Below are 14,730 nucleotides of genomic sequence, written 5' to 3'. Positions count from 1 at the left end.
CTCGCGCCCGCCCCGGGCGGGCGCCGCCTACGACCGGTTCGAGCCTCCAGCTGGGGTCCGGCCACCTCGCACCGCGAGTGCCTCCGCCGCCCTGCGTGCCCAGTGCGGCGAGCCGATCCGCTCGGCGACCCGCACCGCCTGCTCGTAGTGGGCACTCGCGTCGTGGCCGAGGAAGACGGCCAGGTCGCCCAGGATCAGGGCGACCGGTCCCAGCGTGACCGATCCGGAGTGCATCCCGGCCAGCTCGCCGTCCCAGGGCAGCAGCACCCGGTAGCAGCCTTCGGCCACCGCACGGTCGCCCAGCGCGATAGCGCTCTCGCCGCGCAGCCCCTGCCAGAGGAGCCAGTAGTAGTCCAGGTGGGGCTCCTGATCAGGCTTCCAGTAGGCGCGAGCCTCGTCCAGACGGCCCTCGGCGACCAGCGCCCGGACGACGATGTCCGCCATCCCCTCGGGAGCGAAGAAGTACAGCGTCAGCAGTTCCTGTATGTCGTGCGGCACACCGGCCGCCAGCCGGGCCACGAAACGGCCCAGGGCACCGATGATGTGGGCGTTGGCCCCGCCGACGGCCACCATCCGCTCGCCGATCGCCAGGTAGGACCGTTCCGCGCCCTCGAAGTCACCCCTGACCAGCAGGACCAGCGTGTCGAGCATGGACAGCACGCCCAGCGCCAGGCCAAGCTGGCCGGTGGTGGAGTGCTCCAGGGCGCGGTCCGCGTGCCGCCTGGCCGCGGCCAGGTCGCAGCGGCCCAGGCTGACCATGAACAGGGCGTGGTGCCCCTGCATCGCGTACCCGGGCAGCCCGTCGCGGTCGCCCAGTTCGACCAGCTCCCGGCCCAGGATCTCAAGCTCGTCACGGCGGCCCGGTGTCAGCAGCACGAAGTAGCGGGCGTTGAGGGCCAGGCAGACGAGGTCGGTACGGCCCAGCCGCCGGGCGATCACGATCGCCTCCGCGCTGTAGGCACGGCAGCGCTCGTCGTCGTGCCCCTCCAACTCGAAGACGAGCGTGGCCAGCAGCCGGCAGCGGGTCTCGTCGTCGGCGCCGTCCAGCGCCTCCACCAGCGCGTCGACGAGCGGCTGGTCCACGTGCCTGTCGGGCTGGATCGACCAGGTCACCGGGGCGTCGTAGGCGGTCAGCGCCCGGTTCAGGCCGTCGCCCAGCCGCCGCGCGAGGGCGATGGCCCGCTCCCGGTTCTCCCTGGCGGCCAGCGCGTTGCCCTCGTGCGCCTGGACCTGCACCAGCGAGCAGAGCAGGTCGAGCCGGAGCGCGTCGTCGTCGCTCAGCTCCAGCGCCCCCCGGTAGAACGCCCCGGCCTCCCGGTAGGAGTGCATGCCGCGCGCCTGCTCGGCCGCCGCCCTGGCGTAGGACACCGCCCGCCCCGCCGAGGCCGGGGTGGCCGCGGCGAGCGCGTGGTGTCCCAGCGCGGTGACCTCCCCCGGCCGGACCCGCTCCAGCGCGCCGACGACCCTGCCGTGCAGGCGCATGCGGCGCAGTCCCGGCGTGTCCTCGTACAGCGTCTCCCTGACGAGCACGTGGGCGAAGCGCACCCGGCCCGGCGCGGGCTCGGTCAGCAGCCCGGTCAGCACGCCCGCCTCCAGCGCTTCGAGCACGACCTCCTCGTCGGAGCCGTCCAGGGCGAGCAGCACGTCGACGTCGATGTCCCGCCCGACGACGGCCGCGTCCCGCAGGGTTCTCTGGGTCGCCGCGGGCAGCCTGGCGATCCTGCGCCGGATCAGGTCGCGCACGCCAGGCGGCAGCGCGCGGGCGGCCGAGGTGCCGTCCGTGGTGATCAGCCGCGCGGTCTCGCAGACGAACAGCGGGTTGCCGCCGGTGCGCTCGGCCACGGTCCGCGCGGTCACCTCGTCCACCTCCCGGCCCGAGCGCTCGCGCAGCAGCAGCGCCACGTCCTCGCCGCCGAGCCCGTGCAGGTCGAGCCGGTGGGTCTCGCGCCCGGCCAGGGCTGCCCAGGTCGCCCCCAGGTGATCGACGGCCTCGGTGTGCCGGTAGGTCGCGACGATCATGATGTCGGCCTCGGCGACGCCCGTCGCGAGGTGGCGCAGGAGCTGGAGCGTCTCGCTGTCGGCCCGGTGCACGTCCTCCACGACCACCAGCAGCCGGGTGCCCTGCCCGACGATCCGCGAGAGGTAGTCGCCCACCGTCCGGGCCAGCAGGAACGGTCCCGCCGGCGGGGCGTCGTCGTCCAGCAGCGGCGCCAGCCGGGCGGCCAGGTCGTCCTGGGGCGGCCGGTCCACGGCCAGGGCGCGCAGCACCTCGCTCCACGCCCAGGCGGGCGGCGCCCCGCCGTCGGTCTCCGGGCACTGCCCGGTCGCGGTCAGCCAGCCACGTGCCGCCAGCCGCCTGGCGAACGCGGCGACCAGCGCGCTCTTGCCCGCTCCGGGATCTCCGCCCAGCCAGACCGTGCGCAGCCCGCCCCGGTCCGCGATCGCCTGCAGCGCCGCCATCTCCTCCGTACGGCCCACGAGGTCGGGTACGGGGTCGGGTACGGGGTCGGCACCGGAGATCGGTGCCTGTCCGGAGGCGGGCGCGGGCGGGCGGTTCAGGGAATCGGCATGGGCGAGGATGTCGCCCTCCAGCGCGCGCAGCGCGGGGCCCGGATCCACCCCCAGCTCGTTGACGAGGGTCTCGCGGGCCTTCCTGATCGTGGCCAGGGCGTCGGCCTGCCGCCCGGCCCGGTAGTAGGCCAGGGCGAGCAGCCGGACGGCGCTCTCCCTGAGCGGATGGGCTCGGACGTGCGGCTCAAGCTCGATCTCGGCGTTGCGTCCGAGCACCAGCAGCGCCTCCGCCCGGTGCTCCACTGCGACCAGCCGCAACTCGTCCAGCCGTACGGCCTCGGGCTCCGCCCACTCGTTGTCGGCGAACTCCGCGTAGGCCGGCCCCTGCCAGAGCGCGAGCGCCCGGTCCACCGCCTCCAGTGCCCGCGTCCCGTCTCCCGCGGCGAGCGCGGCCCCGGCGGCGTCGACCAGGCGGGGGAACAGCCAGGCGTCCACCTGCTCGGGCTCCAGCCGGAGGCGGTAACCGGGTGCGGCGCTGACCAGCATCGTGGCGGGCGTGCGCGGCAGCCTTCCGGGTTCGAGCACCCGCCGCAGGTTGGACACGTAGACCTGGAGGGCGGCCAGCGCCTTGGGAGGAGGTTGCCCACGCCACAGGTCATCGATGAAACGATCGGTGGAGACCACGTGTCCACCCGCCGCGACGAGCCTGGCCACCACGGCCCGCTGACGGGAGGTGCCGAGGTCGACAGTATGGCCGTTGATCTCCGCCTGAAGCGGACCAAGAACTCGCAACATAGCAAAGGGCAGGATAAGCGCCCTTGGACTGCCTTTGGTGAATATTAGGGAGCAGAATGCTGCAAAGCCGTCGCAAGGAAACGATCCGGGCGCTCGACGAGAGCGACCGGCCACACCTGTACTGGCACGGGGTGGACGGCGACGGCCACGTGTGGCTGTTCGAGACCGTCATCGACAGCGGCGGGGAGTACTGGCCCGTGCGACACGCCGAGCTGGGCTCGGACGGCCTGGCCCGCACGTACTCGTGGAGCCACATCGAGGACGAGCACGGCTTCCTGGCCGAGGGCCCGATCTACCCCGGCGACTTCGGCCTGAACTCCCTGACCTCCGAGGAGTTCGAAACCCTGTGGGCCGCGCTCAGCGGGTGAGGAGGTCTTCGGAACCGCCCCTGGAAGCCCCCTACCGCTCAGGCGGGGTTCTTGGAGCGGCCGGAACTCCTGGCCGCTCAGCCGAAGCTCGAATCCGGACATTCACCACCTAAACATGAAGCCGACGGCCAGAAGGGTATGCGATATCATTTTCTATTGATTTTCGAATGTTTTCGATCATTACTCGGCAGTAGCCCCGGCCCCGCCGTAAGCCCGGCACCTTAAGACGACAAAGCAGGTTATTTCGCATATATGCATGGGGGTAGGTTGCTCGCATGAGCGGAACGCCCGGCCTGAGAATGGCAGCCTCGGACATGACCGCGCTGAGCCTGTGGACCGCCGACGCGGTGGTGCTGTTCGACTGGCTCATCAACGTGGACCTTGACCAGATCCCCGTCCAGCACATGGCACAGAAGCAGGCTCTGATGGACCTCCTCCAGCAGCTCGACCGGAGCATCCCCGGCTACACCTCCGCCGACATCGAGCAGGCACACCGGCTGCTGACCCGCGAGATGGGCCTGTAGTCCCGCCCGCTCCCCGCCTCCGGGCCGCCACGGCGGGCGGAGCCTGCGGAAGGGACAGGCCCCTGGGACCCCCGTCTGCGGCGCCCGACATTCACCCCGTAGCGGCTCGCCGGAGCCTGCCGCTTGGACTCCGGCAGATTTTTCTTCCCGGATGTCCGACAGAATGTCGAGAACGGATGGGTCTGCTTCTACCTGTGGGTGAGAGCGTCGAGGACGGCGCTCGAACACGAGGAGCGAAGACATGAAGTACATGATGTTGATGCAGTTCAGCGGGCAGCCACAGGACGAGATCCCGCCGATTCACACCTGGCCTGTCGAGGACGTCAAGGCCCACATCGAGTTCATGCACGACACGAACAGGAAGCTCATCGAGGCCGGGGAGTTCGTGGACGCGCAGGGGCTGGCGGCCCCGGACCAGGCCAGGATCGTCCGGGCCGGCGAGGGCGGCGCCGCCGTCGTCACGGACGGCCCGTTCCCCGAGACGAAGGAATTCCTGATCGGCTACTGGATCATCGACTGCGACGGCCCCGAGCGCGCCGTCGATCTCGCCGCGTACGTCTCCGCCGCGCCCGGCCCCGGCGGCAAGCCGTTGAACATGCCGATCGAGGTGCGCGAGGTGATGTCGGCCGCCCCGCCCGAGAAGCTGTGACCGCTGGATAGCCCGGCCATCGACGACCTGCTGCGCCGCTTGGTGCCGCAGGTCGTCGGCGTGCTCACCCGCCGCTTCGGAGACTTCGCCACCGCCGAGGACGCGGTCCAGGAGGCGCTGCTCGACGCCATGGCCCAGTGGCCGGCGGAGGGCGTACCCGCCAACCCGCGAGGGTGGCTCATCCAGGTCACGTACCGCCGGATGACCGAGCAGGTGCGCAACGAGCAGGCCCGCCGCCGGGAGGAGTTGGTGGCCGCGCAGGCGCCCCCCGAGCTGCGTACCGCCCCGCCGGCGGACGACGCGCGTGCGAGGGACCGGGACGACACGCTGACCACGCTGTTCCTCTGCTGTCATCCCGCGCTGACCCCGACCTGCAGCGCGTGGAGCTGTCCCGCGAGGCGATCAGGCTGACCAGGATGGCTCACGACCTGCTCCCCGACGACCGCGAGGTGGCCGGGCTGCTCGCGCTGATGCTGCTCACCGACGCCCGGCGCCCCGCGCGGACCGGCGCGGACGGCGCCCCGGTCCCGCTGGCGGAGCAGGATCGGAGCCTGTGGGACGGCAAGGCGGTCGCCGAGGGGATCGCGCTCATCACCGACACCCTGGCCAGGGGTGCGGTCGGCCCCTACCGGCTCCAGGCGGCGATAGCCGCGGTCCACGACGAGGCGCCGACGGCCGAGGAGACCGACTGGCCGCAGATCCTTGCCCTGTACGGCCTGCTGGAACGCATGTCCGACAACCCGATGGTCTCGCTCAACCGCGCCGTCGCCGCCGCCATGGCGCACGACCCCGCGACCGGCCTGGAGATGCTCGGCGAACTCGAAGACCGCCTGTCGGGACACCACCGCTTCCACGCCGCCCGGGCCCACCTGCTGGAGATGGCCGGTGACCCGCGGGCGGCCGTCGACGACTACCGCGCGGCGGCGAGCCGCACGACGAGCACCCCGGAGCGCGACTACCTCACCACTCGCGCCGCCCGGCTCGCCACCGCGGAGCAACCGGACCGGTGAGCCTGAGCCCAGGCTTTCCGCGTGCGTGATCCGGACATGGATGTCACCGAAAGCGCACGCCGCTCCGCCTCGGGGCGCGGCCTCCTGCCGGGACGGCTCCTCATGAACCTGCCCCCACGGCATTCCCACCGATTGTCGCCACGATCAAGATCGCATTCCGCGACCGAGATCGAAATCAGTTGATTTGTCCTCACGGGCCCTCCGGGAGCCGTAAGTTGACCTCTGCGATCCATGATCCATATCGGCGAAGTGCCAGCGGAAAACCACCCGTCCACCGACTGTTGCTGAAAAATACCCGCAAGTACGAGCAAAAAATAAACACAGCTGAAAATGATCAGCATTTAGCGCAAACCACCGTCGACGCCAGGGCGGAATTTCCCAGACGGGGGACCTCGGCACCACCACACCAACCACAGATGCCCCGTGTGAAATTTTCTTCAGTCTTGTAACGATTGCACCGTTCCAAAAGATTTAGGAAATTCGGACCAGTATTGTCCTTATCTGTCTGTCGAGGGGTCGTCTGCCCGAGGTCACGCAGGCATACGAGGACAAATCGCCCAGGAGGCTCCGTGGCGCCCATTTCGGATTGGTTTGACTCTGCCTATGAATGGGTGGTGCGTTCCAGTGCAAACGGGTCCTGGCGGGACGTGATTCCACTGGGGCTGGCCGGCCTGCTCGTCTGGGGCCTCTGGCTCTACCGGGTGATCCTCTCCCGGCTGGCCAAACCGATCGTGAACGGCTACCGGACCACGGTCTCCGTGGTCGTCCCGTCCTACCGGGAGGACGCCGAGATCCTGGTGCGCTGCCTGGAGAGCTGGCTCTCCCAGGACCCGAACGAAGTGATCATAGTCGTGGACGTCGGGGACACCGAGTGCCATGCCAGGCTCCACGAGGTGACAGACCCTCGGCTGCGCGTCCTGGTGTACGAACATTCGGGCAAACGCTCCGCACTCGGGGTGGGCATCCGAGCGGCCAGGGGGGAGATCGTGGTCTTCGCCGACTCCGACACCTGGTGGCAGCCCGGCCTGCTGGCCGCCGTGCAGATGCCCTTCGAAGACCCGGCGGTCGGCGGGGTCGGCACCCAGCAGAACGTGTACCAGCGGACCAGCAGCGTCTGGCGGCGCATCGCGGACTGGCTGGTCAACCTGCGCTACTACGACTACGTGCCGGCGATGGGAAGCAGGGGCGGGGTGGCCTGCCTGTCCGGCCGGACCGCCGCCTACCGGCGTGCGGCCATCACCCCGGTCGTCACCCATCTGGAGAACGAGTTCTTCCTCGGCCGCCGGTGCATCGCCGGCGACGACGGCCGGCTCACCTGGCTCATCCTCGCCTCCGGATACAAGACCGTGCACCAGTCCTCGGCCCTTGCCATCTCGATGTTCCCCGACTCCTTCCGCGCCTTCGTCAAGCAGCGCGTCCGGTGGAGCCGGAACTCCTACCGCTGCTACCTGACCGCGCTGTGGAAGGGGTGGCTGTGGAAGACGCCACTGGTCACCAAGGTGACCGTGCTGCAGATCCTGCTCACCCCGGTGACCATGGGCGTCACACTCGCCTACCTGTTCTTCAGCAGGCTCGAACTCACCCCGGTGAGCATCGGGCTCGCCGTCGGCTGGGTGCTCCTGGGCCGGGGCATCCGCGGCTGGTCACACCTGCGCCGCCACCCCAAGGAGATCCTGCTGCTGCCACTGCTCTGCCTGGTGGTCATCATGATCGCGCTGCCGATCAAGCTGTACGCGTTCCTGACGATGAACAAGCAGGGCTGGCTCACCCGTACCTCCGACCAGGTGGGTGGGGCGGGCCAGAGCGCCGCCACCCTCAAGGGAATGGCCTGAGATGTCGCGCAGCGTTCCCGTCCTGCTGACCGCCGCGGTGCTGGCGTTCGGGCTGGGGACCGGGCCGGCCGCCGCCACCGCCCTCTCGTCTCCCAACCCACCCGGTGAGTCCGAGATAAACTCCGGGGTCAAGCCGTCCCCGTCGAGCAGCGCCACCTCGGATGGCAACCCGTTCGAAGAGGACAACCAGGTCCCCAAGGAGGAACCTCCCGATGAGGACGACCGCCCTCCGAAGAAACCCACCCCGACCCCGACCGTCAAGCCGACCCGGGTAGCCGACCCGGACCCGACCGCCGATCCGGACCCGACCGGCTCGGCCCCGACGAACGGACCGGCCAGCACAGCCGGCCCGGCTCCGACCGCGGATCCGGCCGAGGAAGAGGCCCCGCCCCTGGTCGAAGACGCGATCATGGCGGACGACGCGATCCTGGAGGCCGGCACCTTCACGGCGGGCGAGGCCGAGGCGCAGGCGACCCTGGTCGACGTCGAGGACCAGCGGATCATCCAGACCCGTGCCGCGCTCACGGCCCTGCTGCAGGCCGGCGGCGTCGCGGCCGCCCAGCGCAAACAGCCCCAGGTCTTCGTCTCGGCGCACGGCAGGACGCTGGTGCTGCCCTCGCGGAACAACGAGACCCCGTACACCATCAAGGACCTGGCGGCCGTCGAGAACGGCCGGTACCTGAAGCGGCTGAAGGACGGCTCCTACCTGCTCGGCGTGCACGTCTTCGTCGCCGACGGGGCGCGCCTGCATCTGCGCGGTCCGCTGACGCTGCGGATGGGCAGCCTGCCCGGCTCGTTCAGCTCGATCATCGCCTTCGGCGGCGACATCGAGATCAAGGGCAGTGCCCGGAGGCCGGTGCGGATCACCAGCTGGGATGTGCGGACCCAGAAGCCGGACCGGATCACCACCGATGGCCGCGCCTACATCCGGGCGGTCGGCGGCGAGTTCGAGATGACCTACACCCACGTCTCCCACCTGGGATTCTGGAGCGGCCGTACCGGGGGAATCGCGCTCACCGGCACCGAGCGGCCGGCCAGCGTCTACCGGCACCGGACGAAGGAGCAGCGCCACCAGGACAAGCAGGAACGGCTGGCGAACACCAAGGGCGAGCAGGGCGAAAGCAACTTCGGCGACGTGGAGACCATCCCGATCGGCCCCGGCACCGCCTCACACGTACTCGCCGACGAACTGGTCTCCGGATCGATCAAGAACAGCGTCATCAACGGCGACGCCTACGGGATCTTCGTCTCCGGCTCGAACCAGACGCAGATCATTGACAACAGAATCCTCAACAGCCTGGTACACGGCGTGTTCATGCACCGGTTCGCCAAGAACGCGACGATCGAGGCGACCAAGGTGATCGGCAGCGGCGGCGACGGTTTCGTGCTGTCCCGGGCGACCGAGAAGGTAAAGGTCATCGACTCCCTGGCCGAGAGGAACGGGCGTAACGGCTTCACGCTCAACGGCCGGGCGCTCGCGAGCGGCCCGTCCGCGAGCGGCGAGTCACTGGCCGTCTACGGCGACAGCTCGGTCAGCAACAGCGTCGCCCGCAACAACAAGAGGTACGGCATCGAGGTGCTCGGCGGCAGCCGGCTGGCCGTGCAGACCAACGAGGTCATCGGCGGCGACATGGGCATCGTGGTACGCGAGGGTGCCGGCGGAGTGCAGATCTCCGGTAACAGGCTGACGGACCAGCGCCGCCAGGCGATCGCGCTACGCGACGGGGCGACCGGCGCGCACGTGGCCGGCAACACCATCACCGGAACCATCACCGGAATCTACCTCCGCGACTCCAACGGCATGATCGTCGGAAACAAGATCACAACCTTGCCCGCCCTCAAAGCCCCCAAAGCCCACGGGATCACCGTGGTCGGCGACGCCGAGGGCTCCGAGATCACCCGGAACACCCTCATCGGTGCGGGGACGAGCGCGATCAGCGTCGCACGGGCCAACGACAGGCTGAACACGCACAACAACGACGAGGAACAGTGGGATGACACCTCGTCGCTCTGGGTCAAGGTCAAGCGCTTCATCAAGCCCATGAACGTGATCTGGGCCGCTGTCATCCTGCTGATAGTCGTATCGGCGTTCCGAGCCCGCGGCGTCGCCGAACGGCGGCAACACGGCCAGGGGATCCGCGACCCCTACGAGCATCAGCAGGCGCTCGTCGAGAAGCAGGTCCTGGTGCTCCCGCACGCCGCACCGAACCAGCCGGAGCAACCGGCACCCGCCGGGCCTCCCACGCGGCGGCGCCGGCAGTCCTCTCCGCCGCTGCACGCCGGCTCGGCCCCCGTGGCCGGAGGCAGGGCATGAGCAACGCACGCCGGAAGAAGAGCCGCGTTCTCCTCTTCGTCCTGGTGCTGGGCCTGTCCGCAGCCGGCACCTGGACCTACCTCTCCTACTTCGACGGCCCCGCCGCACCTCCCGCGGTCAACGACGTCTCCCCGGCGGAGGCGCAGCAGCAGTCCACCCTGGTCGACCAGGAGGAGCTGCGGATCATGCAGACCCGCGCGACGCTGAGCTCGACGCTGGCGCGGGGCGGCCCCGCCGCCGCGAAGGCCCGCGTGCCGCACATCTCCAGCTCGGCCAACGGCCGGACGCTCGTCCTACCGCCGCGCCGCGATCCGTACCGGGTCGCCGATCTGGAACGCCTGGGCCAGGAGCATTTCCAGAAACAGTCGGACGGCTCCTACCTGCTCGGCATCAACGTGTTCGTCGGCCCGGGGGCCAAACTGGTGCTCCAGAACGCGACCGGCCCGCTGGTGATCCGGATGCGCAGCGAGCCCGGCACCTTCGTCTCGATCGTGAGCTTCGGCGCGAGCGTCCGGATCAACGGTTCGGCGCAGAACCCAGTCCGGATGACGAGCTGGGACACGCACGCCAAGACGGCGGACACCAAGGTCTCCGACGGACGCGCCTACCTGCGCACGATCGGCGGGGAGCTCAAGATGAGCCACGCGCAGGTGGAGCATCTCGGGTTCTGGAGCGGCCCGACCGGCGGGCTGGCGCTGACCGGCAGCGACCGGCCGACCCAGGGCGCGGAGCAGGTCGCCGTCCCCACCGCGGCTCCCCCGTCGGAGTCGACCACCTCCCAGCAGCGGGCGCTCCTGCCCAACGGCCTCCTCGTGCCGAGCCGGGGCGGCACCGACCAGATCGAGATCACCAACGGGGCAGGCCTCGGCAGGGTCTCCTACCGGTTCCCCGAGGCCAACCTGGTCACCGGCGACATCACCGACACCAAGATCACCGGCAACGCGTACGGGATCTTCATCACGGCCTCCAACGAGACCCGGATCACCGGCGTCTCGGTCACCGGGAGCCTGGTTCACGGGGTGTTGCTCCACCGGTTCGCGCGCAACGCCACCATCGAGAACACCACCGTGACCGACAGCCGGGGTGACGGGTTCGTCCTGTCCCGGGGTACCCAGAACGTCACGATCACCGGTTCGGAGGCATCGCGCAACACCGGCAACGGCTTCACGATCAGCGGCCTGCCGCTGGCCCGCGGGCCGTCTGCATCCGGGGAGTCACTGCGCAGTTTCGGCGGCAGTTCGGTGACCAGCAGCACAGCGCGGGACAACGGCCGCTACGGCGTGGAGATCCAGGGGGGCGTCAAACTCGCCGTACAGACCACCGAGGTGATCGGCGGGGAGATGGGCATCGTGGTGAGCCAGGACGCCACCGGGGTCCAGGTCTCCGGCAACCGTCTCACCGGCCAGCTCAGCCAGGGGATCGCACTCCGCGACGGGGTGCGGTCGGCCCGGGTCAGCGGCAACATCGTGCGGAACACCCTGACCGCCATCTATCTCCGCGACGCGAAGGCCACCATCTCCGGCAACACGGTCGAGTCCGCCTCGCTGCACGCGATCTCACTGCTCGGCGACGTCAAGGACACCAAGGTCACCGGCAACACTCTGGGGGGGGCCGGCCGCAGCGCGCTCGACACCAGCCGGGCGAGGGGAGCCATGACCGTCACGCAGAACAACACCGGCGGCTGGCAGGACACCGCCGGTTTCTGGACGATGGTCGGGCGGATCGCCAAGCCGATGAACCTGATCTGGTTCGGTGTGATCGCCCTGATCGCGATCTCGGCACTCCGGGCGCTGCGCGGTGACGGCCCCCGGGTCGGGCACAGATTCGTCTACCCATACGAGAAGCAGCTGCTGATGGAAGAGCGACCGGTCCGGATCCTGAGCACCGCCGCCGCCCGGCCCCCTGCTGAGAGGAACTGAGCGATGCGCCTGGACGTCGACCGAAAGACCCTGCTGGGGATGCTGGCGGGGGCGGCCATCACGGTGATCGTCGTGGTGCTGCTGCGCGGACTGTTCGGCGGCGGAGAGGGGCCGAGCACCCCGATCGAGGACATCCGGCCAAGGAGCGCGGACACGCCGGCCTCGCAGATCGAGGAAGACGATTCGCAGGTGAAGGAAGACGATTCGCAGGTGGAGGAAGACGATTCGCAGGTGGAGGAAGACGTGGCGGAGTTCACCGCATCGCAGGAGCCACCCGACATCGCCGTCCCCACCGGGAAAGGGATGATCGACTGCCCCGAGGCCACGGTGACCGTCGCCGACGCCACCGAGCTCGTCGAGGCGCTGGAGGCGGCCGAGCCGGGCACGGTGATCAGGCTGGAGCCCGGCGTCTACGCCGGCCGGTTCGTGGCGGCGATCTCAGGCACCGAGGCTGATCCGATCTTCGTCTGCGGCCCGCCCGAGGCGATCATCGACGGCGGCGGCGTCAAGAAGGGCTACGCCTTCCACCTCAACCAGGTCGATCACTGGCGGCTGATCGGCTTCACCGTCCGCAACAGCCAGAAGGGAGTGATGGCCGACCAGACCAACAACACGATCATCCAGGGGTTGACCGTCCACCACATCGGGGACGAGGCGATTCACCTCCGCAACTTCAGCAGCGACAACACCGTCCAGTACTGCATGATCTACGCGACCGGCCTGCGCCGGGAGAAGTTCGGCGAGGGCGTCTACCTCGGCACCGCGGAGAGCAACTGGGCGGCCTTCTCCGGCGGGAAGATGGACCGAAGCGACCGCAACATCGTGCGCGGCAACGTCATCCGGTCCACCGCCGAGGCGATCGACATCAAGGAGGGCACCTCCGACGGTCACATCGTCGGCAACATCTTCGACGGTTCCGGCCTCGGCGGTTCCAAGCACAACGACTCCTGGGTCGACGTCAAGGGCAACGGCTACCTCATCCAGGGCAACACCGGTCGCAGCACCAACGCGGACGGCTTCCAGACCCACAAGATCGTGGACGGCTGGGGCACCCGGAACGTGTTCCGAGCCAACATCATCGACCTCGGCGACTCCGGCGGAGTCGGCATCAATGACACGGCCGGCGGAAACACGATCGCCTGTGACAACAAGGTCACCGGCGGCATGCTCACCAAAAAAGATGTCTGTTCCTGAGCAGGGGCTCAAGGACAAGTAGACAGGGAAAACAGAGATGGACGGAGCCGAGCTCCCAAGGCTGACTGTGATCGGAACCGGCTACCTCGGAGCGACGCACGCGGTCTGCATGGCGTCGCTGGGGTACGACGTGGTCGGCCTCGACGTGGACAGCAAGAAGATAGGAAAGCTGCAGTCCGGGGAGGTACCGTTCTTCGAACCGGGCCTACCCGAGTTACTGGACAAGGCGCTGGCATCGGGCCGGCTCCGGTTCACCACCTCCTACGCGGAGGCCGCCGAACACGGCGACGTTCACTTCGTCTGCGTCGGCACCCCCCAGCAGCCGGGCTCGGACGCCTGCGACCTGAGCTACGTCGACGCCGCCGTACGCGACCTGGCCCCCCATCTGACCCGGCGCTGCCTGGTGGTCGGCAAGTCGACCGTCCCGGTGGGCACCGCCGCCCACCTGACCGACCTGCTCCACGAGCTGGCCCCGGCCGGCGAGGAGGTGGAGCTGGCCTGGAACCCGGAGTTCCTGCGGGAGGGCTTCGCGGTCGACGACACGCTCCGGCCCGACCGGCTCGTGTTCGGCGTCCCCTCGGAGTGGGCACGCGAGCGGCTGGCCTCGGCGTTCCGGCCGATCCTCGACCTCGGCACCCCGGTGGTGGTCACCGACCTGGCCACCGCAGAGCTCGTCAAGGTGGCCGCCAACTCGTTCCTGGCCACCAAGATCTCCTATATCAACGCGATGGCCGAGGTCTGCGAGGCCACCGGGGCCGACGTCCGCGACCTGGCCAAGGCCCTCGCCTACGACGACCGGATCGGTGGCCGGTTCCTCCAGCCGGGCCTGGGCTTCGGCGGCGGCTGCCTGCCCAAGGACATCCGCGCCTTCGCGCACCGGGCCGAGGAGATCGGCGTCGGCCAGGCCGTCTCCTTCCTCCGCGAGGTCGACGCGATCAACCGGCGCCGCCGTTCCCGGACCATCGACCTGGTCCGGGAACTGCTCGGCGGCCGGATCGACGGCAAGAGGATCGCCTGCCTGGGTGCGGCCTTCAAGCCCAACTCCGACGACATCAGGGACGCCCCGGCGCTGGATGTGGCCCGGACCATGCACGGGCTGGGCGCCAACGTCCGGGTGTACGACCCGGCCGCGCTGGACAACGCGCGCCGCACCTACCCGGAGCTCAGGTACGGCACGAGCGCCCTGGACGTGGCCCGTGACGCGGACGTGGTGGTCCTGCTCACCGAGTGGGCCGAATTCCGCGAGGTCGATCCCGCGGCGCTGGCGCAGGTGGTCAAGCACACACGGATCGTGGACGGCCGGCACGCGCTCAACGCGGAGGTCTGGCGAGCGGCGGGCTGGGAGTACCGGGCACTGGGCTGTCCCTGACCTCTCGACCGGCCCGCCAAGAGGCGGCGGCCCCGTACTGAACCCGAAAGCCCGGCATGACGCACGATCATGCCGCTGCCCTGCAGCTTCGGGTAACGTCCACCTTTGATCGTCAGTAGCCGACATTCACAAAATCCAGGCATACGACATGAAGACCCCGCCGACCCGGTTTCGGCGGGGTCTTTGTTTCGGCGGGGTCTTTCAGGAAGGGGTCTTGGGGCTATCCGGCCGGAATTGAACGCTCG

General features: G+C 69.5%; 11 protein-coding genes. 10 read left to right on the top strand and 1 reads right to left on the bottom strand.

What is annotated here, in order from left to right; translation table 11 throughout:
• Nucleotides 1–27 precede the first annotated feature (27 nt).
• On the bottom strand, nucleotides 28–3,306 hold the full coding sequence (locus OG884_RS20150; RefSeq protein WP_326635090.1) for a BTAD domain-containing putative transcriptional regulator: 3,279 nt from the start codon (nucleotides 3,304–3,306) through the stop codon (nucleotides 28–30).
• Nucleotides 3,307–3,362: 56 nt separating this feature from the next.
• On the opposite strand from OG884_RS20150, the gene OG884_RS20145 reads away from it, so the two are divergent.
• The 10 genes from OG884_RS20145 (at nucleotide 3,363) to OG884_RS20100 (ending at nucleotide 14,485) form a co-directional block, all read left to right on the top strand.
• Nucleotides 3,363–3,674, top strand: coding sequence for a hypothetical protein (locus tag OG884_RS20145; protein ID WP_326635088.1), 312 nt, complete (start codon nucleotides 3,363–3,365; stop codon nucleotides 3,672–3,674).
• A 275-nt stretch (nucleotides 3,675–3,949) separates the two neighbouring features.
• Nucleotides 3,950–4,198: a hypothetical protein gene (locus tag OG884_RS20140; protein ID WP_326635087.1), complete on the top strand. Its 249-nt coding sequence runs from the start codon at nucleotides 3,950–3,952 to the stop codon at nucleotides 4,196–4,198.
• 241 nt (nucleotides 4,199–4,439) lie between these two features.
• Complete coding sequence (locus OG884_RS20135) at nucleotides 4,440–4,847, top strand: YciI family protein (protein WP_326635085.1); 408 nt, start codon at nucleotides 4,440–4,442, stop codon at nucleotides 4,845–4,847.
• A 42-nt stretch (nucleotides 4,848–4,889) separates the two neighbouring features.
• Nucleotides 4,890–5,258 (top strand): sigma factor, encoded by a 369-nt coding sequence (locus tag OG884_RS20130; protein WP_326646957.1) that lies wholly within the window; start codon nucleotides 4,890–4,892, stop codon nucleotides 5,256–5,258.
• The gene (locus OG884_RS20125; protein ID WP_326635083.1) at nucleotides 5,228–5,857 is read left to right on the top strand and encodes an RNA polymerase sigma factor; all 630 of its coding nucleotides are present in this window, start codon (nucleotides 5,228–5,230) and stop codon (nucleotides 5,855–5,857) included. The genes OG884_RS20130 and OG884_RS20125 overlap by 31 nt, the downstream gene beginning before the upstream one ends.
• 614 nt (nucleotides 5,858–6,471) lie before the next feature.
• Complete coding sequence (locus OG884_RS20120; RefSeq protein WP_326635082.1) at nucleotides 6,472–7,689, top strand: glycosyltransferase family 2 protein; 1,218 nt, start codon at nucleotides 6,472–6,474, stop codon at nucleotides 7,687–7,689.
• A 1-nt stretch (nucleotide 7,690) separates the two neighbouring features.
• Nucleotides 7,691–10,003, top strand: a complete 2,313-nt coding sequence (locus OG884_RS20115; RefSeq protein ID WP_326635080.1) for a right-handed parallel beta-helix repeat-containing protein — start codon at nucleotides 7,691–7,693, stop codon at nucleotides 10,001–10,003.
• Complete coding sequence (locus tag OG884_RS20110) at nucleotides 10,000–11,922, top strand: right-handed parallel beta-helix repeat-containing protein (RefSeq protein ID WP_326635078.1); 1,923 nt, start codon at nucleotides 10,000–10,002, stop codon at nucleotides 11,920–11,922. Before OG884_RS20115 ends, OG884_RS20110 begins: the two co-directional genes overlap by 4 nt.
• A 3-nt stretch (nucleotides 11,923–11,925) precedes the next feature.
• Nucleotides 11,926–13,116 carry a right-handed parallel beta-helix repeat-containing protein gene (locus OG884_RS20105; protein ID WP_326635076.1) on the top strand — a complete coding sequence of 397 codons (1,191 nt, stop codon included), beginning with the start codon at nucleotides 11,926–11,928 and terminating at the stop codon, nucleotides 13,114–13,116.
• Nucleotides 13,117–13,153: 37 nt separating this feature from the next.
• Nucleotides 13,154–14,485, top strand: a complete 1,332-nt coding sequence (locus tag OG884_RS20100; RefSeq protein WP_326635074.1) for a UDP-glucose dehydrogenase family protein — start codon at nucleotides 13,154–13,156, stop codon at nucleotides 14,483–14,485.
• The last annotated feature ends 245 nt before the right edge of the window (nucleotides 14,486–14,730 follow it).

This window comes from Streptosporangium sp. NBC_01755, from assembly GCF_035917995.1.
In the GTDB taxonomy this organism is placed as follows: Bacteria; Actinomycetota; Actinomycetes; order Streptosporangiales; family Streptosporangiaceae; genus Streptosporangium.
The sequence above is the reverse complement of the archived record's forward strand: the minus strand, read 5'-3'. Positions and strand labels throughout refer to the sequence as shown.